The organism is Tissierella simiarum, from assembly GCF_018917865.1.
In the GTDB taxonomy this organism is placed as follows: domain Bacteria; phylum Bacillota; class Clostridia; order Tissierellales; family Tissierellaceae; genus Tissierella_C; species Tissierella_C simiarum.
Genome location: NZ_JAHLPM010000006.1, coordinates 1 through 24,692, shown reverse-complemented (window position 1 = coordinate 24,692; position 24,692 = coordinate 1). Strand labels below are relative to the sequence as shown.

Below are 24,692 nucleotides of genomic sequence, written 5' to 3'. Positions count from 1 at the left end.
TTTTACCACTCCTCCGCTAATTCCAAAAATTCCTCAGCTAGTTCCATATAAGCTTCAGCACCTTTAGATTTTAAATCATAATCTAAGACAGATAGTCCATGACTTGGTGCCTCAGCTAATCTAACATTTCTCGGAATAATACTAGTATATACTTTTCCTTTAAAGAAACTTTTCACTTCATCTACCACTTGTATAGAAAGATTTGTTCTGCCGTCAAACATACTTAAAACTACTCCTTCAATTTCAAGATTAGGATTTAATCCTTTCTTAACTAATCGAATGGTTTCAAATAATTGACTTACCCCTTCTAAAGCATAGTACTCACATTGGATAGGAATAATTACACTGTCAGAAGCTACAAGACCTATAATACTTAGTATACCTAAAGAAGGAGGACAATCTATAAAGACATAATCATAGTCTCCTTTAATCAATTCTAACTTCTCTTTTAAGATTGTTTCCCATCCACTCTCCCTAGCTAGTTCAATTTCTAGACCAGCCAGTTCATTATTAGCAGGTATCAATTCTACATTTTCAGCTGAAGTTTCATGAATAGCCTCTTTAATAGGGGTATCATTAGCCAATACATCATATGCTATAAAATCTACTTGATTCTTTTCAACACCTAGACCACTTGTAGAATTTCCTTGAGGATCTATATCTACAACTAATATTTTTTTACCTATTCGCCCTACTCCAGCACTTAAATTTATAGTTGTAGTAGTTTTACCTACTCCACCTTTTTGATTAAATATGGAAATAACTTTTCCCATAATATACACCTCATACCTATTATATTTAATTATATAATATCAGATAATCAAAATAATACAAAAGGAAATAATATATTTTTTGTTCCATGTGGAACATTTTTATGATAAAATACTGAATTAATTATATACTTTACACATGAGGAGAGAATTTAATGAAAAAATCAATTTCTATTAATCAATTGCAAAACTTTATTAAAAATATAGATTATAATCCCAATTTAAAAGAAAAATATTTTTTAAAGCTAATAGAAGAAGTTGGAGAATTATCCGAAGCCCTTAGAAAAGACACTCGGTTAATGGATAAAAATCATATTAAAGGAACTATAGAAGAAGAATTATATGACGTACTCTACTATATTCTTGCTATAGCTAATATATATGATATAGACATGGAAGAATGTATCTTTTTAAAAGAAGAGTTAAATAGAATAAAATATAATCATCCTGCTGGTATTGATTGTTAACTTAAATATTGAATGTAAACAAAAAAACTACTAAAGAATAATACATCAATAAGATTAGACTTAAGTATATCAGATTTACTTATTATAAGTGAAGGAAAATTTTAGAGAATAATAAACTCACATATAAATATAAAATCCAATGGAAAAGCAGAGTATATCATAAAATAGATAAATATTTTGAGTAACTAAATATGCAGCAATTGTGAATATAAAAATGAAAAAACAAAAGATTTGTCTGTTAGAAAATGGATTTATTCTAATAGTAATAGTAATCCTAAATATAGTAAAGGCAGAAATAATAGTATTAATATATTAAACTAAGGATTGAGAAAATTAGGGCATTCGGAATATCGTGTTGAAATAATCTCATTTATTTTCTTTATTTTCAATAGCAACACTTTAATCAAATAAAGCAATAACCTGATTTAGCTTTTTCAAAGCATTTGGAGTAATTTTAAGTGTCGATGTTGGTTCTCCTGTGCCACCGTAAATAAATGGAAAACTGAAAAGCCCTCTATCTACGATACAAGGCAATGAAAGACCCACTAAAGGAACACTGGCAATGGTATGTCCAGTTATCTTTTGGACTTCTTTTGGGGTTGCCATTTTCAATTGATTGCATCCTAAAATTCTCGACACTTCTTCTAAATTTACTCGCTCACGACTACCAGAAACAATCATCGCAAAATAGCCTTTTTCTGACTTTAGAACTAATGTAGGTGCTGTCTGACCTATTGCAATTCCAAAATAATCCACACCTTCCTGTGCTGTACAAATTTGTTTTTTGTGATGAATGATTTCAAATTGAACTCCACTTTCTTGTAATCTGGCTATTAAATTATCCATGAGAGGGTACTCCTTTTCTAAATTTTTCCGAAAATATATTTTTCCATAATTGGTTTACCAATATCTTGCTTCAACATACTAATCCGATTACTCGAAAATTGAAATTAGCAATATAAATATAGGGTAAAAACTATAGGGATTAACGCCTGTGGAGATAGTAGGTTGCAAGGTCTAAGAAACAAGAAAATTTAAAAGTGATTTTAGAAGTACTTGCCTTTAAATGTTTCACGTGAAACATTTAAAGGCAGGAGATTTTCCTGCCTTTATTTTTTCGGTATTTTAACCGTAACCTCTACATGATCACCTTTATCCTTTTCAACATATTGAGCTTCTACGCCACTTTCCTTTATAGCTGAATAAGCTTTCTTTATAGTATTTAGATAAATCCTTATACTTATTAAACTTTTAATATTTTGTCTAGATTCTTTTTCTTCTGTCTTTGTTAAATCATCTAATATATCTTCAACTAAAGCTTCCGTTCGACTAACATTTAATTCGTTTTTTATTACTTTATCTAAGATATTTCTTTTAAGATCATCATCTGGTAACTTTAATAAAGCTCGTCCATGTCTTTCTGTTAAATTATATTCTAATAAATCCTTCTTTATATCATCAGGTAATTTTAATAGCCTTAACTTATTTGCTATAGTAGATTGGCTTTTCCCCATTTTTTCTGCCAATTCTTGTTGTGTAAAGCTATGGTCTAATATTAAGTTGTTATATCCCTCTGCTTCTTCTATAAAATTTAAGTCTTCTCTTTGTAAATTTTCAATCAAGGCAATCATAGCAGAGTCCTTATCTTTATACTCAACTATTATAGCAGGAATATTTTCTAGTTCTGCTAATTCTGATGCTCTTAATCTTCTTTCACCAGCAATTAGTTCATAAGAATCTCCATAGATCTTTCTTACACTAATAGGTTGGATAAGTCCAAAAGATTTAATTGACTGACTTAATTCTTCTAAGGATTTTTGGTTAAAATCCTTTCTAGGTTGATAAGGATTTGGTTTAATGGATCCTATAGGAATATATTTTATTTCTGGCTGTATGTTCTTCATTACCATCCCTCTTCTCATTAAACTTTAATAATATATTTCTATATACAATAAATATTTCCTTCTTTATTGCCCAAATTTTTTTCAACAAATTATTCTATTTTACAACGGGTTTTTCTTTGGTTTCCCACCGGCTCTTGGATACTTTGTCGGAGTTTCTTTAACTTTTTCGATTATTATCAAACTATGATTAATTTCACTCATTGGAAGAGTAATAATTTTTTTATCTCTAACTTTTCCACCCAAGATTTTAATTGCATTTTCACTTTCCTTTAATTCTCCTTCTACATCAGGTCCCTTCATAGAAATAAAATATCCTCCTTTTTTTACAAAAGGAATACAATATTCGGAAAGAGTATTTAAAGAAGCCACTGCTCTAGAAATACAAATATCATATTGTTCTCTATACTCCTCTTTCCTACTTAATTCTTCTGCTCTTTTATGTATTGCTTCAATTTCTTTTAATCCTAGAGAACTTATGACTTCATTTAAAAATGTAATTCTTTTATTCAAGCTATCTAAAAGTGTAATATCTAGCTCATTCCTTATAATTTTCAAAGGCACCCCTGGAAAACCGCCTCCGGTACCTATATCTATTATTTTCTTTTTTCCATTAAATAATCCTGTTAATAAGGGTGTTAGACTGTCTATAAAATGTTTTATATCTATTTCTATATCATCAGTTATAGATGTAATATTAATTTTTTCGTTCCATTCTTTTAATAGTTTTTTATACTCTATAAACTTATTTATTTCCTCTTCCTTTAATTCGAACCCTAAAGATTTAGAGCCTTCGATTAAAGTTTCTATACTACTCATCTTTTTTCACTCCTACTTCCCTTCTTTTTTGTTCCAGATAAATTAAAAGTACATTTATATCTGATGGAGAAACTCCAGAAATCCTAGAAGCCTGACCTACTGAATCAGGTTTAATAGCGTTCAACTTTTGTTTAGCTTCATTGCTTAACCCTTTTATCTCATTATAATCTTGATCTTCTTCTAATTTCTTATTCTCTAGCTTTTTAAATTGTTCTATTTGGGCCATTTGTTTTTTAATATAACCTTCATATTTAATTTGAGTTTCCACCTGTAATCTAATTTCTCTTGGCAAGTCTTCCCTATCTTTATCTAATTCCTTTAGTATTTCATAATTCAACTCTGGTCTTCTTATTAAGTCATGAAGGCTTGATGGTGTTTTTAAAGGAGTACTGTTAAGTCCTTCTAAAAAATCATTATTTTCTTTAGTTGGTGTTATTTGAACTGTTTTTAATCTTTTAAGCTCTCTTTCAATAGCCTCTTTCTTATTTAAGGTTTTTTCATATCTTTCTTTTTTTACTAATCCTAGTTTATATCCTTTTTCTGTTAACCTTAAGTCTGCATTATCTTGTCTTAAAGTAAGCCTATATTCCGCTCTAGAAGTCATCATTCTATAAGGCTCATTAGTACCCTTTGTTACTAAATCATCGATTAATACTCCTATATACGCTTCGGATCTATCTAATATAAAAGATTCTTCCCCCTTAATATTTAAAGCTGCGTTTATTCCCGCAATAATTCCTTGTGCAGCTGCCTCTTCATATCCTGAAGAGCCATTTACTTGACCTGCAAAAAATAAATTATTTAATTCTTTATGTTCTAATGTTCTTTTTAATATTGTAGGATCTATAGAATCATATTCTATGGCATAGGCAGACCTCATAAATTGAACATTTTCTAACCCTATTATATTTTTATACATTTCTAATTGTATCTCTTCTGGTAAAGTAGAACTGGCACCTTGGACATACATTTCTTTAGTAGTAAGACCTTCTGGTTCAATAAATATTTGGTGTTGTTCTTTATCTGAAAATCTTACAATTTTATCTTCAATAGAAGGACAATACCTTGGTCCTACCCCTTCAATATCTCCTGCATACATAGGGGAACGATGTAAATTTTCTCTAATTATTTCATGCATTTTTGGTGTAGTATAAGTTAAATAACAAGGTACTTGCTTTACATCAAACTTTTTCTCCATGTTTAAAAAAGAAAAAGGAATTACTTCTTCATCGCCAGGTTGTATTTCCATCTTAGAATAATCTATACTATCTTTATGAACCCTAGCTGGAGTCCCTGTTTTAAATCTTCTTAAATTAAACCCCATTTTTTCTAATGAATTAGATAGCAGTATAGAAGGAAACATTCCATCAGGACCACTTTCATAATCAACTTCACCTATATAAACCCTACCTTTTAGATAAGTACCAGTTGCAATAACCACAGCCTTACAATTGTAAATAGCTCCTGTTCTAGTTAGTACCCCTTTTACGCAACCATTATCTAAAAAAATATCTATAACTTCACCTTGCCTTAAGGTTAAGTTAGGTTCATCCTCTAAGACCTTTTTCATCTCAATGTGATACTTTTTTTTATCTGCTTGAACTCTAAGAGAATGAACTGCCGGTCCTTTAGAAGTATTTAACATTCTACTCTGGATGAAGGATTTATCTATATTTAATGCCATTTCTCCCCCTAAAGCATCTATTTCTCTAACTAAATGACCTTTACCTGTACCACCAATATTAGGATTACAGGATAATGCTACTATAGAATCAAGGCTCATAGTTAAAATTAAAGTATTCATTCCCATTCTACTACTAGCTAAGGCAGCTTCACATCCTGCATGGCCTGCTCCTATTACTATCACATCATACTCTCCTGCTAAATAATGTTTAACTTCCTTCATCATTGGTGCCTCCTTACTTATTTACCAATACAAAACTCTGAGAAAATTTTATCTAATATGTCTTCTCCTACAGTATCCCCTGATATTTCACCTAAGTTTTCCCAACAATTTTTTAAATCTACTTCTATACAATCTAAGGGTACATAAGATTTTATAGCTGTTAATCCATCTGCTATATTTTTATAAGCTTTTTCTAATTGATTTTTATGCCTAATATTTGTAACAACAGTGTCAGAAAAAATTTCTACCTCTCCAGAATAAAACATGTTTTTTATACTCTTTTCTAATATATCTATACCTAGACCTGTAGTCATAGATGTAGTTATTATTTCCTTATCCCTTACCAATTCTTTTAAAAACTTTTCATCATATTTATTAGGTAAATCCGTTTTATTCAATAATATTATAGCTTTTTTATCTTGAATAAGTTCTATAATATGATAATCTTCTTCTGACAACTCTCTAGAAACATCAAATACAACTATAACTAAATCTGCTTTTTCTACAGTTTCTTTAGCCCTATCTACACCAATTTTTTCTACTAGGTCTTCTGTATCTCTAATTCCAGCTGTATCTATAATCTTTAAAGGTATGCCATCTATGTTTACATACTCTTCAATTATATCTCTAGTGGTCCCTGGTATATCTGTTACAATAGCCCTATTTTCTCTTAAAATAGCATTTAAAAGAGACGATTTCCCAACATTAGGCTTTCCTAAAATAACTGTATTTAATCCATACCTAAGTATTTTTCCTCTTTCTGCTGTATTTAAAAGAGCCTCAATTTTTTCCATTACTATTCTACCACTATTTTCTAAATCTTCATAGGCTACTTCTTCAATATCTTCATCTGGAAAATCTATGGATACTTCTACATGAGCAATCATCTCTAATAATATATTTCTAATCTCTTTTATACTTTTAGATAGACTTCCTTCTAATTGATCTAAAGAAACTTGAAAACTTTTATCTGTTTTAGACCTTATAATATCTATTACAGCTTCCGCTTGAGATAAATCTAATCTTCCATTTAAAAAAGCTCTTTTAGTAAATTCCCCTGGTTCAGCTAACTTTGCCCCTTCATTCAATAACAATTCTAATACTTTCTTTACTGAAATTATTCCTCCGTGACAATATATCTCTACCATATCTTCTCTTGTATAGGTATAAGGTCCCTTCATGTAAACAATTAGGACTTCATCTATTATTTGATCTTTACTCTTATCTATAATATGGCCATATAAAAGTTCTCGATTTCTTCCATCCTTTAAATTTTCTATTTTATTGCCCTTAAATACCTTACTTCCTATATTTAAAGATTCTTTTCCACTCATTCTTACTATACCAATTCCCGCTTCACCAATAGCTGTAGATATAGCTGCAATAGTATCTGCCATAATATCACCTCTTTTCATTAATTATAAAAAATACTTCAACATTAATGTACTTTAGGTTAACTCACATTAAGAAAAAATATACTTTCTTCTACATTATAAGAGAAACCCAGTAATATACTGGGTTTTAATAAACTATTTTGATTGGATAACTACCCTTCTATAGGGCTCGTCTCCTTCACTATGAGTAGTTATTCCCTCCATATTTTGTAACGCTGAATGAATTATCCTTCTTTCATAAGGATTCATTGGCTCTAATCTAATTGGTCTTTTGCTGTATTTGGCTTTCTCTGCCATCTTATTTGCAAGTCTTATTAAAGTTTCTTCTCTCTTTTTTCTATATCCCTTTATATCTACTACTATTTTTATATAATTTTCTCTATCTTTATTTACTACTAAACTTAAAAGATATTGGATAGAATCAAGAGTACTTCCTCTCTTGCCAATTAAAATTCCCATATCTGAAGAACTTATATTAGTTATATCCACATGTAAAGACATACCTTCTCTTTTTACTACACTCATAGCTTCAATATTCATAGATGGTAATAACCTATTCAAAAAATTATCTGCTATTTCTATAGGATCATTTACTACGGTCACTTTAACTTTTGCATCCTTTACACCAATTAATCCAAACAATCCTTTACTCGGTTCTTCCATCACTTCTACTTTTACATCATCTTGGTCAACATCTAACTCCCTTAAGGCTTCCTTTACAGCTTCATCAACAGTTTTAGATACCTTAACAACGGACCTCATATTATCTTGTCTCCTCCTTAATTTTACCCAAAGACCTGTTGGATATTAATTGCTGTATTACTTGGAATGTATTACTTATTACCCAATACAGTGCTAATCCAGCTGCAAAACCTCTTGCCGCAAAGAAAATCATAAATGGTAAAAATATATTCATAGTTCTTTGAGTTGCTTGGGCTTGAGGATCTGCTGTTGCAGCTGCAGACATTGTTAAGCTTTGTAAATAAGTAGTAGCTGCTGCCAATAGTGGTAATCCCCACATGTAAGGATCTGGATTTTCCAAATTTGCAATCCACAAGAAAGATTTATTCATAGCAGCATAAACTTGAGGATCCTTAAAGGCAAAAGTTACAGGATTTCCCATTACTTTAAAAAAAGCTATAATAATAGGAAATTGAATTAAAAGTATTAGGCATCCTGACATCGGATTATACTTATTCTCTTTATAAACTTCCATCATTTTGGCTTGCTGGGTCTGTGGGTCATTTTTATATTTATTTTGAATTTCCTTTATTTTCGGCTGAAGATCATTCATTTTCTTTGTTGACTTGCTTTGGTGAAGACTTATAGGCAAAAGTATCAATTTAAATATAATCGTAGTTATAATTATTGCCATAGCATAATAAGAAAATTTTTCTGGCTCTGTTCCTATATTTGAAACGATATCATAAACAAACTTTAGTAGTTTTCCTAATAGGTTACCTAGAAAAGCTGTCATTAATTAACCCCCTATCATTTAAGCGGATCATATCCTCCTTCATTAAACGGATGACATCTCAATACTCTACCTATAGTTAAATACGTTCCTTTTAAAAAACCATATTTTTTGTAGGCTTGAATAGAATATTCTGAACAAGTTGGATAAAATCTGCAATTTCTTCCTATTAAAATATATCTCGAAATAAATTTTTGATAAAATCTTATTAGCAAAATAGCTATTTTAGCCATTATTTTTCACCTTAATTCTTTAAAAGACCAGACAATTTTAGTAAATGAAGCATTGCACTTTCTAGCTCTTTATAAGAAATGTCTACTACATTTTTCTTGGGTATAAATATTAAATCATATCCTTCTTTAATATTATGGAAATTTAGTCTATATATCTCCTTCATTCGTCTTCTAACCTTATTTCTAACTACACTATTACCTATCTTTTTAGTAATAGAATACCCTACTCGTGAATTATCTAATCCATTTCTACGAATGTAAAGGATTAGATTTCTATTCCAATAATTTTTTCTTCCATTATAGACTTTTTTAAATTCCATATTGTTTCTCAATCTATACTTCTTATTCATTGCAATGCTCCCTTAGGTTTTCAAAAAATAGACAAAAAAATGACATTTAATAAAAAGGCCACATTTTAGCGGCCTTATGCTGTCAGTTTCTTTCTGCCTCTTTTTCTTCTTCTTTTTATTACTTCTCTACCTGCTCTTGTCTTCATTCTCTTTCTAAAACCATGCTCTTTACTTCTTTGTCTCTTTTTTGGTTGATAAGTTCTTTTCATAAAGCACACCTCCTTCAATGAGTACCTTCTCTATAAAGTAAGACTCTGTTCAAATAAATCTTTATTCATCCGAACACCAGCCGTCTTATCCACCGACTGTACAATTCTTTACTTAGCCTTGTACAGAATAAAGCATTAGAATTGCTAGCCATCGGATAAAAAATATATAAGAATATAGAGTTTTCTCTAATAAGAAAACATAAATACTACTATTGATTATATTTATTCAAGCCGTTTATGTCAAGATTTTTAAGTTCTAGCCTTCCACAGAATTACTTGTTAACAATATGTTCAACTTGTGGATAATTTTATTGAATATAATCTAGAATTTTGATATTATTAAATAAGCATGTGGATACTTTGTTTATTAAAATAAAATTCAATACTTATACACAAATTGTGGATAAAATGTGTATAAGTTTTTTATTCTTCTAATTTATTTTCTCCTAAACCCTCTAAACAACTCATTTATTATCCACATAAAAATAATGTACAGCTTTGTGGATATCCGATGTAATTATAATTATATCTTAAGTAATCACAGCTTGTTAATAGCTTATCCACAAATATTATACCATTTTTATTAAATATTATGACACTATTATTTACATTTTTTTGTTGATAATTTTGTTGATAATTTTTTTAATTGTTATAAACATTTTAAGTTAAGGCAATAATTTTAAATAAAATAGGAGGACTAAGAATGGTTTCAAATTTAGACAGTATTTGGAATGAAGTTCTAAATTTAATCAAAGTAGAATTAACAGAAGTAAGCTTTAATACCTGGCTTAAAACCATTAAACCCATTAGCATTTCTGGAAATAAAATAATATTAGCAGCACCTAATGACTTTACTAAAGGCATATTAGAAGGCAGATATTTAAATCTCATCAAAAATGCTATTACACAAGTTACACAACAAGAATATATTATTCAATTTACCATACCAGGAGAAGAAATATCTTTAAATATGGGACAATCTGCTATACAGGAAAATAATGATAATAATCAAAAATCTCAATTAAACCCAAAATATACCTTCGATACATTTGTAATAGGTAATAGTAACCGTTTTGCCCATGCTGCATCTTTAGCCGTAGCTGAAGCTCCTGCTCAAGCATACAACCCTTTATTTATATACGGGGGTGTAGGTCTAGGAAAAACTCACTTAATGCACGCAATTGGCCATTACATACTAAGCCAAAACCCTAGTTCAAAGGTAGTTTATGTTTCTTCAGAAAAATTTACTAATGAACTTATCAACTCTATTAGAGATGACAGAAATGATGAATTTAGAAATAGATATAGAAATATTGATGTTCTTTTAGTAGACGATATTCAATTTATAGCAGGAAAGGAAAGAACCCAAGAAGAGTTTTTCCATACTTTTAATGCACTACACGAAGCAAATAAACAAATTATAATATCTAGTGATAGACCGCCCAAAGAGATCCCTACATTAGAGGATAGGCTTAGATCTAGATTTGAATGGGGATTAATAGCAGATATTCAGCCACCAGATTTAGAAACTAGAATAGCTATTCTTAAAAAGAAAGCAAAAGTAGAAAATATCAGTGTTTCTGATAATGTTATGCTGTATATTGCAACAAAGATACAGTCTAATATTAGAGAATTAGAAGGTGCCTTAATAAGAATAGTCGCCTATTCTTCTTTAACTAACAGAGACGTTACTGAGGAATTAGCAGAAGAAGCTTTAAAGGACATTATATCTAGTAATAAACCTAGAGAAATAACAGTTGAGTTGATTAAAGAAATAATATCCCAAAATTTCAATGTTAAAATAGATGATTTCAACTCTAAAAAAAGGACAAGAGCTATTGCTTATCCTAGACAAGTTGCTATGTATTTAACTAGAGAATTAACAGATCTTTCTCTTCCAAAAATAGGTGATGAATTTGGAGGAAGAGATCATACTACTGTAATTCATGCTTGCGATAAAATAGGATCAGATATAAATGAAAGCTTAGATTTTAAAAAAAGAATTGAAGAAATAATTAAAGAAATCAAAGGAGAATAGTCAACAATAATTGTTAATTACTCTGTTAACTCTTTGTTGATAAGTAAAGTTATGTTTTTTGCTTTTAATCATGTGGATAACTAGAGTTTTAAAAATCATATTATTAACATGTTATTAAACTCTATAAATGTTCGTAATTTAGTTTTACACATACTTATCCACATATTAACAGCCCCTACTACTATTACTACTAATCTTTATATATTCTTTCTATATCTAAAATCGAAAAGGAGGTTTTAAAAATGAAAATAAGAATAGATCAAAAAAATCTATCTAAACACATCAATATGGCTCAAAAAGGTATTTCATCACGAACAACACTTCAAATATTAGATGGTATACTATTAGAAACAGTAAACGGAAGATTAAAACTAACAGGTACGGATTTAGAGATCAGCATAGAAACTTATGTGGATTGTGAAATAATAGAAGAAGGATCTATAGTAGTAAATTCAAGAATATTTGGGGATATTATTAAAAAATTACCTGAATCCACAATTAACATAGACGTGAAAAACAATAATATTAACATAACCTGTGAAAATTCAGAATTTAATATATTAGGAAATTCACCAACAGAATATCCGGATTTACCTGCAATTATAGATCAGAAATCTTTTACTATGCCAAAGGATCTTTTTAAGGGAGCAATAAGACAAACTGTATTCGCAACGACTCAAGATGAGACTAGACCCATTCTTACAGGAGTTTTATTAGAATTAGTAGATAAAAAGATTTCTTTTGTTGCTTTAGACGGATATAGATTAGCTCTAAGAAGAATACCAATTGATTCTTCCTTGGATATAAAAATTGTAATACCTGGGAGAGCTTTAAATGAGCTTAATAAAATAATAGAGGATAGTGAAGAGGATATAACCATTACAGCAGCTCCAGGCCATGTTATTTTTAATATAGGAGATACATTAGTATATTCAAGACTTTTAGAAGGCCAATTTTTAAATTATAGAGATATAATAAGAAAAGACCATAAAACTAATATTATAGTAAATAAAAAATTATTTCAGAACAGTTTGGAAAGAGCTTCGTTACTTGCAAAAGAAGAAAAGGCTAATTTAGTGAAGTTAAATTTATTAGATGGTCAAGTTATAATTAAATCCAACTCAGAAATTGGAAATGTAAATGAAAAAATTATTGCTAATCAAAATGGAGAAAATATAAATATTGCTTTTAATTCCAGATATATTTTAGAAGGTACAAAAGTGATTGAAGCAGAAGAAATAGAACTTAGTTTTATGGGAAGTTTAAATCCTTGTATTATAAAACCTGTTGGAGATGAAAATTATACTTATTTAGTATTACCAGTACGTCTTGCTCAAGATGATTATTAAAAAAGAGGTGGTTATTTTGCAAGAAATTTCTATAGATACGGAATTTATAAAACTTGACCAATTTTTGAAATATGCTAGTGTAGTTCAAACAGGAGGTCAGGCTAAAATGATGATTAGTGAAGGGATTATAAAGGTTAATGGTGAAGTTGTTTTAGAAAGAGGTAGGAAGATAAAGAAAAATGATGTAGTAGAAATTGAAGATTTTGATAGCTTTGTTGTGATATAATATATTATATTAGTTGCATTAAGGGGTGTATTTCTTGAATGTAGAAAGTATTAGGCTTATAAATTTTAGAAATTATAATAGCCTAAATATCAATCTTAATAAAAGAATTAACATTTTTATAGGAAAAAATGCCCAGGGAAAAACTAACTTACTTGAATCTATATATATGTGTGCTACTGGTAGGTCTTTTAGAACCAATAGGGATAAGGAAATAATAAATTTCAATAAAAATGAAGCTTATATTGGGGCTATGATAAATATAGACAATTATGAGAAATTTATAGAAATAAAGATGGAAAGAGATAAAAATAAAAGAATAAGAGTTAATAAAACTGAACTTAAAAATTATAAAGAATTATATAGTGGATTAAATGTAGTTATCTTTTCACCAGAAGATTTAAAATTAGTAAAAGGAGGTCCCCAAGAAAGAAGAAGTTTTTTAGATATGGGGATTTCTCAAATTAAGCCTGTTTATAAGTACAATATTAACAGATATAGTAAAATATTATTCCAAAGAAATAATCTTTTAAAGTCCAATAAATCGAAAAGTGAAATATTTAGTTTATTGGACATATTTGACGTGCAAATGGCAAAGATAGGAACAGATATAATTATAGAGAGAGCTAAATTTATAGAAGGGCTGTCTGACATATGTAAAAATATCCATAATATAACTACTTTAAATAATGAAGATTTAACGTTAGAATATATATCTAATGTTCAATTATTAAAAAACAAAACAAACATGGAAAAAGAATATTTAAATAAATTAAAAATGAATTTTTCAAAGGATCTGGAAATAGGCACTACTGAAATAGGTCCTCATAGAGATGATATTATTATGTATATAAACAATAGAGATGTTAAAACATATGGATCTCAAGGACAACAAAGAACAGTAGTTTTATCTATAAAATTATCTGAAGTAGAACTTATTAAAAAAGAAAGAGGAGTATACCCGGTTTTACTTTTAGATGATGTTTTTTCTGAGCTAGATGAGGAAAGAAGAAAGTATTTAACTAGGTCTTTTAATGAAATGCAAACAATAATTACTGCAACAGATGTAATTGATTTAGAGGAATTGCAAAATGTTGAAAGATCTATATTTTATATAGAAGAAGGTAAATTAATAATATAGAAAGAGGTTTCAAAACATGATTCTTCATATAGGTGAAAATATTTCTATACTTGAAAGGGATATTATATCCATTTTAGATAAAAAAGCTGTAGATAGTTCAAGGACTACAAGACGCTTTATTAATAAATTAATAGAAGAAGGATGCTTATATAATACTATAGATAAAGGTGTTAAAACATATATTATTACTTGTAAAAAAGAAATTCACAGTAATAATAGACGCCGCAAGAGTAGTTATGTACTTTATACATCGAATATATCGTCTACTACTCTAGCAAAGAGAAATACTATTAATGGATAAACTAAGATTGGAGGGAAATAAATGGCCAATGAAAATAATGGAAGACATTATACAGCTAATGAAATTCAAGTATTAACAGGACTGGAACCAGTAAGAAAAAGGCCAGGAATGTATATAGGAAGTACAGGTCCTAAAGGACTTCATCATTTGGTATATGAAGTAGTAGATAATAGTATAGATGAAGCTTTAGCTGGAATATGCGATACTATTAAGGTGACAGTTTTTGAGGATAACTCTATAGCAGTAGAGGATAATGGTAGTGGAATACCAGTAGAAGTTCATCCTCAAACAGGAAAATCTACTGTTGAAACAGTACTAACCATACTTCATGCAGGAGGAAAATTTAATAATAGTGCTTATAAAGTATCTGGTGGATTACATGGAGTAGGGGTTTCTGTTGTAAATGCCTTATCTGAATGGCTAGTAGCAAAGGTAAGAAGAGATGGAAAAGAGTATATGCAAAAATTTGAAAGAGGAGTACCTGTAACGGAGCTAGAAATAATAGGTGAATCCAATACTACAGGAACGACTATTTCTTTTAAACCAGACGGTGAAATATTTGAAGTATTAGAATACAATCTTGAAACTTTAGAATATAGATTTAGGGAAATGGCATTTTTAAATAAAGGTATAAAGATTTTATTAGAAGATAAGAGAAAGAATGTTAGCAAGAAGTTTCACTATGAAGGTGGAATAAAATCTTTTGTTGAGTATGTAAATAAAAATAAAACCTCTATACAAAAACAAGTTATGTATTTTGAAGCAGAAAAAGACGGTACAACAGTAGAGTTAGCTATGCAGTATACTGATGGCTATTCTGAAAATATTTTTACTTTTGCCAACAATATAAATACACAGGAAGGCGGTACTCATTTAAGTGGTTTAAAAACTGCCTTAACTAGAACTATCAATGAATATGGAAGAAAATATAATTATTTAAAAGAAAAAGATGAGAATCTTCAGGGAGACGACGTAAGAGAAGGTTTAACAGCTATATTATCAGTAAAATTAAAGGAACCTCAATTTGAAGGTCAGACTAAAGGTAAGTTAGGAAATAGTGAAACTAGAAGCATCGTAGAATCCTTAACTTATGATTTTTTAAGTAATTTTTTAGAGGAGAATCCAAAGGATGGTAAGATAATTCTAGAGAAAGCTATAAATTCTCAAAGAGCTAGAAATGCTGCTAGAAAAGCTAGAGAGTTAACAAGAAGAAAGAGTATTTTAGATAATACTACTTTACCCGGGAAATTAGCTGACTGCCAAGAAAGTGACTTAAGTATAACAGAAATCTTTATAGTCGAAGGGGATTCAGCGGGAGGTAGTGCAAAACAAGGAAGGGATAAGAAATTCCAAGCAATACTGCCTTTAAAAGGAAAAATAATGAATGTAGAAAAAGCTAGAATAGATAGGATCTTAGGCTATGAAGAGATAAAGGCTATGATTACTGCCTTTGGAACTGGGATTGGTGAAGAGTTTAATATTGAAAAACTAAGATATGGAAAAATAATAATAATGACGGATGCTGACGTTGATGGTGCTCACATAAGAACTTTATTATTAACATTCTTCTATAGGTATATGAAAGATTTAATAGATAATGGTCATATTTATATAGCTCAGCCCCCTCTTTATAAGGTGGGAAAAGGTAGAGCTTCTTATTATGCTTATAGTGATAAACAATTAGACGATATTTTGAAAGAGATAGGAAGAACCAATTATACAATCCAAAGATATAAGGGTCTTGGAGAAATGAACCCAGAACAATTATGGGAAACAACTATGGAACCAGAGAATAGAATACTCTTAAAGGTTAGTATAGAAGATGCTGTAGCAGCAGATGAAATATTTACAACTTTAATGGGGGATAAAGTAGGACCAAGGAGAAGTTTTATTCAAACAAATGCTAAATTTGTAAAGAATCTAGATATTTAGAGGTATAGAGAAATCTATGCTTCTTTTTTTTATCTAGTCATAGATAAAAATTATATCAATTTAGATACTTATAAATAAAAACAATTGTTAAAAAAGCTACATTTCAATTAATATATTTATTGGAGAATATTTACAACACTAAGGAGGCATAACTAATGAAATTTAAAAAAATATTAGTATTGTTTTTATCTTTAATATTAGTATTAAGTGTTGGCTGTGGCGAGAAAGAAGAGGTTTCTACAGAGCCAGAAAACGAAGAAAATGGTACTAATGTAGTAGAAGGATCAGAGGAAAAAATAAAAGATGGCGGAATGATGGTATTTGGTATAGGAGATGACCCTAAAATATTACATCCATTCTATGCTACAGATAGAGTTACTATGACTATTGATAATGCTTTATTTGATCCTTTATTTGTTAGGGATGGAAATGAGACTAGATATTATTTAGCTGAAAACGTTTCTGTATCTGAAGATAACTTAACTTATACAGTGAAGCTTAAAGAAGGGGTAAAATGGCATGATGGTGAAAATTTAACTGCAGATGATTTAATTTTTACATTGGAAAAGTTAATTGATGAAAAACAAAATGCAAATGCATATCAAAACTTTATTATAGGTGGAAAACCTATAAGTTTTGAAAAAGTAGATGACTTAACAGTAAAGATAATTTTGCCTGAAGTTTCAGTACCATTTATTGAAACCCTTGCAGGAGTTACTCCTATTGCAAAGCATATATTTGAAGGAGAAGAAGATTTTACAAAAAGCGAAAAAAATGAAAATCCTATAGGTACTGGTCCATTTAAAATGAAAGAATGGAACAAAGGAGAAAGTATAATTTTAGAAAGATTTGATGATTATCATAATGGGAAACCTCATTTAGATCAAGTGGTATACAGAGTTGTAGCAGATTCTAATGCTGCAAATGTAGCTTTTGAAAATGGTGAAATATCAGTAAGATATATAGATGTTAATGAATATGAAAAATATCAAAATAGCAATGACTTCAAAGTATATGGTTTTGATGAAGGTATGTTAAATTACATGGCTTTTAAATTAAATAATGATGATTTAAAAGACAAAAAAGTAAGACAAGCTATAGCTTATGCTTTAGACAAGGAAGAAATAATAAAAGGAGCTTATGATTCTTTAGAATATGCAGTTCCAGCTTATACAGTACTTACTCCTCAAACATTATATTATACAGAAGATGTAAATAAATATGAACATAATGTAGAACTAGCAAAAGATTTATTAAAAGAATCAGGAAAAGAAAATATTAAGCTTACTCTTGGATACATAAGTACATCTAAAGAACAAGAAAAAGAAGCTTTAATAATTCAACAAAAACTAAAAGAGATAGGAATAGAATTAGAGCTTATGCCATTAGATAGAGGAGCTTTTTATCAAAAATTATTTGAACCAGACAATCGTGATTTTGATTTAGTATTTAATGGATATATTATGGGACAAGAACCGGATAGTTATAAATTAATATTTACAAAAGGTGGTCCTTATAACTTTGTTGGATATGAAAATGAAGAAATGGATAAAATGTGGGTTCAAGGACCGATGGAAATAGATAAAGCTAAGAGACAAGAATTATATGAAAACATTCAAAAACAAATCATGGATGAAATGATACAATATCCAATATGTTATCCAAAAGCTCTTATAGCAGTAAGTGGAAATATTGGAGGAGTAGAAGAATCTAAATTAATGCCAATATTTATATTTGAAGATTTATCAAAACTTTATATTATTGAATAAAAGCAAAGTAAACTAGGAAATTTCCTAGTTTACTTTAGTTAATATAAATATTAAGGAGTATAATAATGACAAGATTTGTAATAAAGAGAATTATTCAATCTATACCAATTCTTATAATTATCTCTATTATATCTTTTTCTATAATAAGAATGGCACCAGGAGATCCAGTAAAGGTGTTTATTACCCCACAAATGACTTATGAACAAATAGAAAGAACTAGAACAAGACTTGGCTTAGATAAACCTATATATATACAATATTTTTACTGGATAAAAAACCTTTTAAAAGGTGATTTAGGATATTCTTTTATAAATTATCAACCAGTTATAAAACTCATCAAAGAAAGAATAGGTCCAACCATTGGGTTAATGGGCATATCTATGATTATTTCTGTTATTTTATCAATAGCATTGGGAACAATTTCTGCTGTCTATAAAGATAAATTCTTAGATAAATTCATTTCAAAAGTCTGCTATATAGGAATATCCATTCCTAGTTTTTGGTTTGCTATGATGTTGATATATACATTTTCTTTAAAGTTTAAGATACTTCCAAGTTTAGGAATGAGATCGATAGGAGTAAAGTCAACTTTAGATTTAATAAAACATGGAATAATGCCTGTTATAGTTCTTAGTTTTCCTAATACATCAATTCTGACCAGATATATAAGAAGTAATGTCATAGATGAGATGGATGAAAATTATGTAGATATGTTAAGGTCTAAAGGTTTAAATTACAAAAGAATACTTTACGTTCATATTTTAAAGAATTCTTTGCTACCTGTAATCACAATACTTGGAATGAATCTACCATCTCTAGTGTCAGGAGCTTTTATAACAGAAAGTATTTTTGGATGGCCAGGTATGGGAAGATTAGGGGTAGGATCTATATTCAACTTTGATTATCCCGTTATTATGGCTATAACAATGTTATCTTCGGTAATGTTGATTGTAGGAAATTTAGTATCTGATATCTGTTATTCTATTGTAGATCCAAGAATAAAGCTAATAAGGTGATTTAGATGAATGAGGTTACAATAAAAAAAACAAAAGAATATGTTAAGAAAAATAAGAGTATAAAAATATATGTTTGTATAATATCTATATTAATTTTATCCTCTATTTTTGCATTTTTATCTCCATATGATCCTACAAAAATAGATATAAACAATAAACTAGTAAGCCCAAACAAAAAACATATATTTGGAACAGACGATTTAGGAAGAGATTATTTTACGAGAGCACTTTATGGAGGAAGGGTATCTCTAACAGTAGGATTTGTTTCTATGATAATTTCAATGACTATTGGTACTTTAATAGGAGCTATAAGCGGATATTTTGGTGGAAGAATAGATAGTTTCCTTATGAGAACTGTAGATATAATTATGTCTATACCAAGTTTCTTTATAATATTAATTATAAATGCTTATTTTAAGCCGGGCATAGCTAGTATTATTCTAATTATCGGACTGTTTGGCTGGACAAGTGTAGCTAGAATAGTTAGGTCAGAAACTCTAACTTTAAAAGAAAGGGAGTATGTACTGTGTTCTAAAACTTTAGGAGGAAATAATTTTTGGATTATATTTAGACATATTATTCCGAACATATTATCTACTATAATAGTTTCTTCTACCTTAAATGTTGCTTCAGCAATATTAACTGAATCTTCTCTAAGTTTCTTAGGTTTTGGTGTAGTGGAACCTTTTTCATCTTGGGGAAGTATGCTTAGAAATGCTCAAAAATATATGCAGGATGCCCCTTACTTAGCAGCTTTTCCTGGAATATTAATATTGTTAACCGTTTTAAGTTTTAATGTATTGGGGGATATGTTAAGAGATGTTCTCGATCCTAGAAACATACAAAGTCAAAAATTTTAGGTTAAAAATAAAAGAAATGGACAATAATTTTTAATAAAGAGAAAATATGATATAATATTCCTAATATAGCAAATTATAATTTGCATACTGTTGTTAAGGAGGAAGTTATGGACAGGGAAACAGATAATATAATAGAAATCAACATTGAAGAAGAAATGAAGAAGTCCTACTTAGACTATGCCATGAGTGTAATAGCAAGTAGGGCTCTCCCAGATGTTAGAGATGGATTAAAGCCGGTTCACAGAAGAATACTTTATGCAATGAATGAATTAGGAATGACCCCTGATAAACAATATAGAAAATCTGCTAGAGTTGTAGGGGATGTATTAGGTAAGTATCATCCTCATTCTGATACCTCAGTATATGATGCTATGGTTAGACTTGCCCAAGACTTTAATACTAGATATCTTTTAGTAGATGGTCATGGTAACTTTGGTTCCATAGACGGAGATAGTGCAGCAGCCATGCGTTATACAGAAGTAAAAATGACAAAACTAACAATGGAAATGTTAAGGGATATAAACAAAGATACTATAGATTATAGACCTAATTTTGATGAAACTTTAAAAGAACCTATTGTTTTACCAAGTAGATTTCCTAACCTATTAGTTAATGGATCATCTGGTATAGCTGTAGGTATGGCTACAAATATACCCCCTCATAACTTAAAAGAAGTAATAGATGGAATAGTTATGTTAATAGATGAACCAGAAACAGATATAGAAGATTTAATGAAAGTAATTAAGGGTCCAGATTTTCCTACAGGTGCAATGATAATGGGGAAAGAAGGAATAAAATCTGCATTTAGGACTGGAAGAGGGAAAATTGCACTTCGTGCTGTAACCGAATTTGAAGAAACAAACAAAGGAAGAATGAGAATAATTGTAACAGAGCTACCTTATCAAGTTAATAAAGCAAATTTAATTGAGAAAATAGCTGAATATGTACGAGATAAAAAACTTGAAGGAATATCTGATTTAAGAGATGAATCTGATAGAGAAGGTATGCGTATTGTTATTGAATTAAAAAGGGATGCTAATCCAAATGTAGTGTTAAATAATTTATATAAACAAACTCAACTTCATACAACCTTTGGAGTTATAATGCTAGCCTTAGTCAATGGTGAGCCTAAAGTATTAAACTTAAAACAAGTATTAAAACATTATATAGATTATCAAAAAGAAGTTATTATAAGAAGAACCCAGTTTGATTTAAATAAAGCAGAGGAAAGAGCTCATATAGTTGAAGGATTAAAAATTGCTTTAGATAATATAGATGAAGTAATCAATATAATTAGAAGTTCTAAAGATGATTCTGTAGCTAAAGAAAGATTGATGAGTAGTTTTGGCTTGTCAGATAGACAATCTCAAGCAATTTTAGATATGAGACTTAAACGTCTTACTGGATTAGAAAGAGAAAAGTTAGAAGAAGAATATGAAGCACTTATAAAAGAAATAAATAGACTAAGAGAAATTTTAGCAAATGAAAGGCTTATATATCAAATAATAAAAGATGAATTATTAGAAATAAAAGAAAAATATGGTGATAGAAGAAGAACAAGAATAATGCCTTCTGCAGATGAAATAGATATAGAAGATATGATTGAAGAAGAAGATGTGGTAATTACACTAACTCACTTTGGATATATAAAGAGAATGCCTGAAGATACCTATAAGACTCAAAGAAGAGGTGGAAAAGGTATAATTGCTTTAACTACTAGAGAAGAAGACTTTGTAGAAGACTTATTTATTACTTCTACCCATGATACTATATTATTCTTTACAAATAAGGGTAAAGTCTTTTCTTTGAAAGCTTATGAAATTCCTGAAGGTGGAAGACAAGCAAAAGGAACGGCAATTATAAATTTACTAAACCTAACAGGAGATGAAAAAGTAACGGCTATCATACCTATAGAAAAATATGATCCAGAAAGTAATTTAGTTCTTGCTACAAAAGAAGGTATTATAAAGAAGACTAAATTAAACAAATTTGAAAATATAAGGAAGAATGGCATAATAGGTATAAGCTTAAAAGAAGATGATGAGTTAATAGCTGTTAGAAAGACCAATGGAAAAAGGGAATTAATAGTGGTTACTCTTAATGGAATGGCTATTAGATTTGATGAAAATGATGTTAGAGAAATGGGAAGAGGTGCTATGGGAGTCAAAGCTATTACTTTAGGTAAAAATGATAAAGTAGTAGCTATGGATTTAGTTGAAGAAGATAAACATCTTTTAGTAATAAGTGAATATGGATTTGGAAAAAGAACCTCTTTAGATGAATATAGAGTTCAAAACAGAGGAGGAAGAGGGCTAAAAACTTATAATATAAAAGATAAGACTGGAAAAATAGTGTCTGCAAAAGTAGTTGATGAAAATGATGAGATAATGATGATTTCTCTTGGAGGTACTATAATTAGACTTAAGGCTAAAGATATATCGATTATGGGAAGAAGCACTCAAGGGGTTACTCTAATGAAAATGAAAGATGATCGAGTTGTAGCTGTAGCTAAATATGTAGAAGTGACAGAAGAATAATATTAGGGCATCTCAGATTAATGAGATGCCCTTTGATGATTAAGGTAAAAAACTGTTATATCCTAGTATTTTACTTTACATTAGTTATTATTTATTATAAAATTAATATAAATTGTTATGGAAATAAAGGAGGTTTTCCTATGTCTTTAAATATATCTATAAACTTCAATGAAGAAGAAAATTTATGGGTTTTTTCACCAGAAGGTGAAGTAGATATTTATACTTCTTCTAAGTTTAAGGAAGAAATTTTAAGAGCTTTTGATACAAAAAAAACAGACTTATTGATAAATGGTAAAAAGTTAGATTATGTAGATAGCACTGGTTTAGGTTCTTTAATAAGTATACTTAAAACAGTTAAAGCAAATAATAATAAAATATATTTAGAAGATATTAAACCTAATATTAGAAAGTTATTCGATATAACAGACCTAGATAAGTTATTTATAATTAGAGGTGAAGGTAATGAGTAAAGATGTTGTAAGCCTTATCATTCCAAGTAAACCAGATTATATTAGTGTAGTTAGATTAACTACTTCAGCCATAGCACATAAGATAGGACTAAATATTGACGAAATAGAAGATGTTAAAGTATCTATAGCAGAAGCGTGTATTAATGCTTTAAATCTAAATGGTAAGGAAGAAATATCAATTGAATTTGAAGTAGAAGAGGACAAGCTGGTTATTAGGGTGAAGAATGTAAAAGAAAACATACCTTATGAATTAAGTGAAGGAAAGGAAAGAGAGCTTGGATTGCTTATAATTAAATCTCTAATGGATGAAGTTAAGTTTAATGAATATGGAATAGAAATGATAAAATATATAGAGGATGGTAGTAAATGATAAAAAGTAACTACTATGAAAGTGGAGATATACAAAATATTGAAAAGTCAGATACTAAAAGTCTATTTAAAAGATTAAAAGATACTAATGATCAACAGATTAGAGAAGTTTTAATTGAAAGACATCTATATATAGCAGAAATTCTATCTAAAAAATATGCTAATAGGGGTATCGACTATGATGATATATACCAAGTTGCTTGTATAGGACTTATCTATGCTATAGATAGGTATGATGTCAATAAAGGTTTTGAGTTTTCAAGTTTTGCTACACCTACTATCATTGGAGAAATAAAAAAGTACTTTAGAGATAAAGGTTGGACCATTAGAGTACCTAGAAGAATCCAAGAATTATCTAAGAAGATAAATAATGCAAAAGTATTATTAAGTCAGCAATTGCAAAGATCACCTACAGTAGAAGATATAGCACAGTATTTAAACTGTTCAGAAGAAGAAGTTTTAGAAGCTATGGAGGCTAGTAAAGTTTATACTCCTCAATCTCTAGATGTAACTTATGATTCAAACAATGATGATAAGGATGTAAATTTAGCAGAACTTATAGGAGAAGAGGATGTATACTTTAGTAAAATAGAAAATAATGATTTCTTAATGAGAACTATGGAGAAGCTAAATGAAGTAGAAAAACAGATATTAATAGAAAGATATTTTAATAAGAAAACTCAAGTAGCCATAGCAAAAGGGTTAGATATATCTCAGATGACTGTTTCAAGAATAGAAAAGAGAATCTTAGAAAAGTTCCGAAAGGAAATAGAAAGAACATTGTTATAAGCCAGAAATAGTGTTATGATCAGTAATATAGATATAATCTATAAAAAAATGAAAAATTTTATCAGAAACTGTTGACAAAAAGTTAAAAACCCTGTATGATAATAAAAGTCGGCTGGAACACAGCAACAAATCAACTAGAAAAAAGATTTTAAAAAAGTTGAAAAAAACAGTTGACAAGAAGTTAAAGAAATGTTATAGTAATAAAGTCGCCTCAACAAGAGGAGACGAAGAACCTAGAAAACTAAACAGTGTGAAATACTTTGAGTTAGAAATTTATTCAAAGAGAAATAAAAGAGCTAATCAAACTTTTAAATGAGAGTTTGATCCTGGCTCAGGACGAACGCTGGCGGCGTGCCTAACACATGCAAGTCGAGC

The 24,692-nt window shown here is 29.3% G+C and carries 25 protein-coding genes and 1 rRNA gene; 15 read left to right on the top strand and 11 right to left on the bottom strand.

Going from position 1 to position 24,692, the window contains the following annotated elements:
* Nucleotides 1–2: 2 nt before the first annotated feature.
* Entirely contained in the window at nt 3–773 is a 771-nt protein-coding gene (locus KQI42_RS08185; RefSeq protein WP_216518681.1) for a ParA family protein, read from the bottom strand.
* Between the two features lie 152 nt (nt 774–925).
* Here KQI42_RS08185 and KQI42_RS08180 point away from each other — a divergent pair, with 152 nt between their 5' ends.
* On the top strand, nt 926–1,237 hold the full coding sequence (locus tag KQI42_RS08180; RefSeq protein WP_216518678.1) for a MazG nucleotide pyrophosphohydrolase domain-containing protein: 312 nt from the start codon (nt 926–928) through the stop codon (nt 1,235–1,237).
* A gap of 399 nt (nt 1,238–1,636) precedes the next feature.
* Here KQI42_RS08180 and KQI42_RS08175 read toward each other — a convergent pair whose 3' ends face one another.
* From KQI42_RS08175 to rpmH, 10 genes are all read right to left on the bottom strand, one after another.
* Nucleotides 1,637–2,083 carry an aminoacyl-tRNA deacylase gene (locus KQI42_RS08175; RefSeq protein ID WP_216518676.1) on the bottom strand — a complete coding sequence of 149 codons (447 nt, stop codon included), beginning with the start codon at nt 2,081–2,083 and terminating at the stop codon, nt 1,637–1,639.
* A gap of 263 nt (nt 2,084–2,346) precedes the next feature.
* Nucleotides 2,347–3,141, bottom strand: a complete 795-nt coding sequence (gene noc, locus KQI42_RS08170; protein ID WP_216518674.1) for a nucleoid occlusion protein — start codon at nt 3,139–3,141, stop codon at nt 2,347–2,349.
* A 99-nt stretch (nt 3,142–3,240) separates the two neighbouring features.
* Complete coding sequence (rsmG, locus tag KQI42_RS08165) at nt 3,241–3,957, bottom strand: 16S rRNA (guanine(527)-N(7))-methyltransferase RsmG (protein WP_216518672.1); 717 nt, start codon at nt 3,955–3,957, stop codon at nt 3,241–3,243.
* Nucleotides 3,950–5,863, bottom strand: a complete 1,914-nt coding sequence (gene mnmG / locus KQI42_RS08160) for a tRNA uridine-5-carboxymethylaminomethyl(34) synthesis enzyme MnmG (protein WP_216518670.1) — start codon at nt 5,861–5,863, stop codon at nt 3,950–3,952. Before mnmG ends, rsmG begins: the two co-directional genes overlap by 8 nt.
* A 17-nt stretch (nt 5,864–5,880) precedes the next feature.
* Nucleotides 5,881–7,260: a tRNA uridine-5-carboxymethylaminomethyl(34) synthesis GTPase MnmE gene (mnmE, locus tag KQI42_RS08155; protein ID WP_216518668.1), complete on the bottom strand. Its 1,380-nt coding sequence runs from the start codon at nt 7,258–7,260 to the stop codon at nt 5,881–5,883.
* Nucleotides 7,261–7,392: 132 nt separating this feature from the next.
* Nucleotides 7,393–8,019 carry an RNA-binding cell elongation regulator Jag/EloR gene (jag, locus tag KQI42_RS08150; protein ID WP_216518666.1) on the bottom strand — a complete coding sequence of 209 codons (627 nt, stop codon included), beginning with the start codon at nt 8,017–8,019 and terminating at the stop codon, nt 7,393–7,395.
* A 1-nt stretch (nt 8,020) separates the two neighbouring features.
* Nucleotides 8,021–8,734: a YidC/Oxa1 family membrane protein insertase gene (locus KQI42_RS08145; RefSeq protein ID WP_216518664.1), complete on the bottom strand. Its 714-nt coding sequence runs from the start codon at nt 8,732–8,734 to the stop codon at nt 8,021–8,023.
* Nucleotides 8,735–8,748: 14 nt separating this feature from the next.
* A complete protein-coding gene (gene yidD / locus KQI42_RS08140) occupies nt 8,749–8,964 on the bottom strand; it encodes a membrane protein insertion efficiency factor YidD (protein WP_216518662.1) in 216 nt (71 codons plus the stop codon).
* Between the two features lie 11 nt (nt 8,965–8,975).
* Entirely contained in the window at nt 8,976–9,314 is a 339-nt protein-coding gene (gene rnpA, locus KQI42_RS08135; RefSeq protein ID WP_216518660.1) for a ribonuclease P protein component, read from the bottom strand.
* Nucleotides 9,315–9,388: 74 nt separating this feature from the next.
* On the bottom strand, nt 9,389–9,523 hold the full coding sequence (rpmH, locus tag KQI42_RS08130; protein WP_216518657.1) for a 50S ribosomal protein L34: 135 nt from the start codon (nt 9,521–9,523) through the stop codon (nt 9,389–9,391).
* Nucleotides 9,524–10,226: 703 nt separating this feature from the next.
* Between rpmH and dnaA the strand changes: the two genes are divergently transcribed.
* From dnaA to KQI42_RS08060, 14 genes are all read left to right on the top strand, one after another.
* The gene (gene dnaA / locus KQI42_RS08125) at nt 10,227–11,561 is read left to right on the top strand and encodes a chromosomal replication initiator protein DnaA (RefSeq protein WP_216518655.1); all 1,335 of its coding nucleotides are present in this window, start codon (nt 10,227–10,229) and stop codon (nt 11,559–11,561) included.
* A 242-nt stretch (nt 11,562–11,803) separates the two neighbouring features.
* Complete coding sequence (gene dnaN / locus KQI42_RS08120; RefSeq protein WP_216518653.1) at nt 11,804–12,910, top strand: DNA polymerase III subunit beta; 1,107 nt, start codon at nt 11,804–11,806, stop codon at nt 12,908–12,910.
* A 7-nt stretch (nt 12,911–12,917) separates the two neighbouring features.
* Nucleotides 12,918–13,136: a S4 domain-containing protein YaaA gene (gene yaaA, locus KQI42_RS08115; RefSeq protein ID WP_425519760.1), complete on the top strand. Its 219-nt coding sequence runs from the start codon at nt 12,918–12,920 to the stop codon at nt 13,134–13,136.
* Nucleotides 13,137–13,170: 34 nt separating this feature from the next.
* Nucleotides 13,171–14,274, top strand: a complete 1,104-nt coding sequence (gene recF / locus KQI42_RS08110) for a DNA replication/repair protein RecF (protein WP_216518651.1) — start codon at nt 13,171–13,173, stop codon at nt 14,272–14,274.
* A 16-nt stretch (nt 14,275–14,290) separates the two neighbouring features.
* Nucleotides 14,291–14,575, top strand: a complete 285-nt coding sequence (locus KQI42_RS08105; RefSeq protein ID WP_216518649.1) for a DUF370 domain-containing protein — start codon at nt 14,291–14,293, stop codon at nt 14,573–14,575.
* 21 nt (nt 14,576–14,596) lie between these two features.
* A complete protein-coding gene (gene gyrB / locus KQI42_RS08100; RefSeq protein WP_216518647.1) occupies nt 14,597–16,507 on the top strand; it encodes a DNA topoisomerase (ATP-hydrolyzing) subunit B in 1,911 nt (636 codons plus the stop codon).
* Between the two features lie 155 nt (nt 16,508–16,662).
* On the top strand, nt 16,663–18,276 hold the full coding sequence (locus KQI42_RS08095; RefSeq protein WP_216518645.1) for an ABC transporter substrate-binding protein: 1,614 nt from the start codon (nt 16,663–16,665) through the stop codon (nt 18,274–18,276).
* Between the two features lie 65 nt (nt 18,277–18,341).
* Nucleotides 18,342–19,292, top strand: a complete 951-nt coding sequence (locus KQI42_RS08090) for an ABC transporter permease (protein ID WP_216518643.1) — start codon at nt 18,342–18,344, stop codon at nt 19,290–19,292.
* Between the two features lie 5 nt (nt 19,293–19,297).
* Nucleotides 19,298–20,152 (top strand): ABC transporter permease, encoded by an 855-nt coding sequence (locus tag KQI42_RS08085; RefSeq protein ID WP_216518641.1) that lies wholly within the window; start codon nt 19,298–19,300, stop codon nt 20,150–20,152.
* 107 nt (nt 20,153–20,259) lie between these two features.
* Complete coding sequence (gene gyrA, locus KQI42_RS08080; protein ID WP_216518639.1) at nt 20,260–22,689, top strand: DNA gyrase subunit A; 2,430 nt, start codon at nt 20,260–20,262, stop codon at nt 22,687–22,689.
* A 140-nt stretch (nt 22,690–22,829) separates the two neighbouring features.
* Nucleotides 22,830–23,159 carry an STAS domain-containing protein gene (locus tag KQI42_RS08075; protein WP_216518637.1) on the top strand — a complete coding sequence of 110 codons (330 nt, stop codon included), beginning with the start codon at nt 22,830–22,832 and terminating at the stop codon, nt 23,157–23,159.
* Nucleotides 23,152–23,529 carry an ATP-binding protein gene (locus tag KQI42_RS08070; RefSeq protein WP_216518635.1) on the top strand — a complete coding sequence of 126 codons (378 nt, stop codon included), beginning with the start codon at nt 23,152–23,154 and terminating at the stop codon, nt 23,527–23,529. The genes KQI42_RS08075 and KQI42_RS08070 overlap by 8 nt, the downstream gene beginning before the upstream one ends.
* Nucleotides 23,526–24,317 (top strand): SigB/SigF/SigG family RNA polymerase sigma factor, encoded by a 792-nt coding sequence (locus KQI42_RS08065; protein WP_216518633.1) that lies wholly within the window; start codon nt 23,526–23,528, stop codon nt 24,315–24,317. The genes KQI42_RS08070 and KQI42_RS08065 overlap by 4 nt, the downstream gene beginning before the upstream one ends.
* 308 nt (nt 24,318–24,625) lie before the next feature.
* Nucleotides 24,626–24,692 (top strand): 16S ribosomal RNA (locus KQI42_RS08060); the annotation flags it as partial.

What these genes read in the sequence shown, in the direction of transcription:
- KQI42_RS08185 (WP_216518681.1), bottom strand. Translation starts at nt 773, where the DNA reads ATGGGAAAAGTTATTTCCATATTTAATCAAAAAGGTGGAGTAGGTAAA.
- KQI42_RS08180 (WP_216518678.1), top strand. Translation starts at nt 926, where the DNA reads ATGAAAAAATCAATTTCTATTAATCAATTGCAAAACTTTATTAAAAAT.
- KQI42_RS08175 (WP_216518676.1), bottom strand. Translation starts at nt 2,083, where the DNA reads ATGGATAATTTAATAGCCAGATTACAAGAAAGTGGAGTTCAATTTGAA.
- noc (WP_216518674.1), bottom strand. Translation starts at nt 3,141, where the DNA reads ATGAAGAACATACAGCCAGAAATAAAATATATTCCTATAGGATCCATT.
- rsmG (WP_216518672.1), bottom strand. Translation starts at nt 3,957, where the DNA reads ATGAGTAGTATAGAAACTTTAATCGAAGGCTCTAAATCTTTAGGGTTC.
- mnmG (WP_216518670.1), bottom strand. Translation starts at nt 5,863, where the DNA reads ATGAAGGAAGTTAAACATTATTTAGCAGGAGAGTATGATGTGATAGTA.
- mnmE (WP_216518668.1), bottom strand. Translation starts at nt 7,260, where the DNA reads ATGGCAGATACTATTGCAGCTATATCTACAGCTATTGGTGAAGCGGGA.
- jag (WP_216518666.1), bottom strand. Translation starts at nt 8,019, where the DNA reads ATGAGGTCCGTTGTTAAGGTATCTAAAACTGTTGATGAAGCTGTAAAG.
- KQI42_RS08145 (WP_216518664.1), bottom strand. Translation starts at nt 8,734, where the DNA reads ATGACAGCTTTTCTAGGTAACCTATTAGGAAAACTACTAAAGTTTGTT.
- yidD (WP_216518662.1), bottom strand. Translation starts at nt 8,964, where the DNA reads ATGGCTAAAATAGCTATTTTGCTAATAAGATTTTATCAAAAATTTATT.
- rnpA (WP_216518660.1), bottom strand. Translation starts at nt 9,314, where the DNA reads ATGAATAAGAAGTATAGATTGAGAAACAATATGGAATTTAAAAAAGTC.
- rpmH (WP_216518657.1), bottom strand. Translation starts at nt 9,523, where the DNA reads ATGAAAAGAACTTATCAACCAAAAAAGAGACAAAGAAGTAAAGAGCAT.
- dnaA (WP_216518655.1), top strand. Translation starts at nt 10,227, where the DNA reads ATGGTTTCAAATTTAGACAGTATTTGGAATGAAGTTCTAAATTTAATC.
- dnaN (WP_216518653.1), top strand. Translation starts at nt 11,804, where the DNA reads ATGAAAATAAGAATAGATCAAAAAAATCTATCTAAACACATCAATATG.
- KQI42_RS08105 (WP_216518649.1), top strand. Translation starts at nt 14,291, where the DNA reads ATGATTCTTCATATAGGTGAAAATATTTCTATACTTGAAAGGGATATT.
- gyrB (WP_216518647.1), top strand. Translation starts at nt 14,597, where the DNA reads ATGGCCAATGAAAATAATGGAAGACATTATACAGCTAATGAAATTCAA.
- KQI42_RS08095 (WP_216518645.1), top strand. Translation starts at nt 16,663, where the DNA reads ATGAAATTTAAAAAAATATTAGTATTGTTTTTATCTTTAATATTAGTA.
- KQI42_RS08090 (WP_216518643.1), top strand. Translation starts at nt 18,342, where the DNA reads ATGACAAGATTTGTAATAAAGAGAATTATTCAATCTATACCAATTCTT.
- KQI42_RS08085 (WP_216518641.1), top strand. Translation starts at nt 19,298, where the DNA reads ATGAATGAGGTTACAATAAAAAAAACAAAAGAATATGTTAAGAAAAAT.
- gyrA (WP_216518639.1), top strand. Translation starts at nt 20,260, where the DNA reads ATGGACAGGGAAACAGATAATATAATAGAAATCAACATTGAAGAAGAA.
- KQI42_RS08075 (WP_216518637.1), top strand. Translation starts at nt 22,830, where the DNA reads ATGTCTTTAAATATATCTATAAACTTCAATGAAGAAGAAAATTTATGG.
- KQI42_RS08070 (WP_216518635.1), top strand. Translation starts at nt 23,152, where the DNA reads ATGAGTAAAGATGTTGTAAGCCTTATCATTCCAAGTAAACCAGATTAT.
- KQI42_RS08065 (WP_216518633.1), top strand. Translation starts at nt 23,526, where the DNA reads ATGATAAAAAGTAACTACTATGAAAGTGGAGATATACAAAATATTGAA.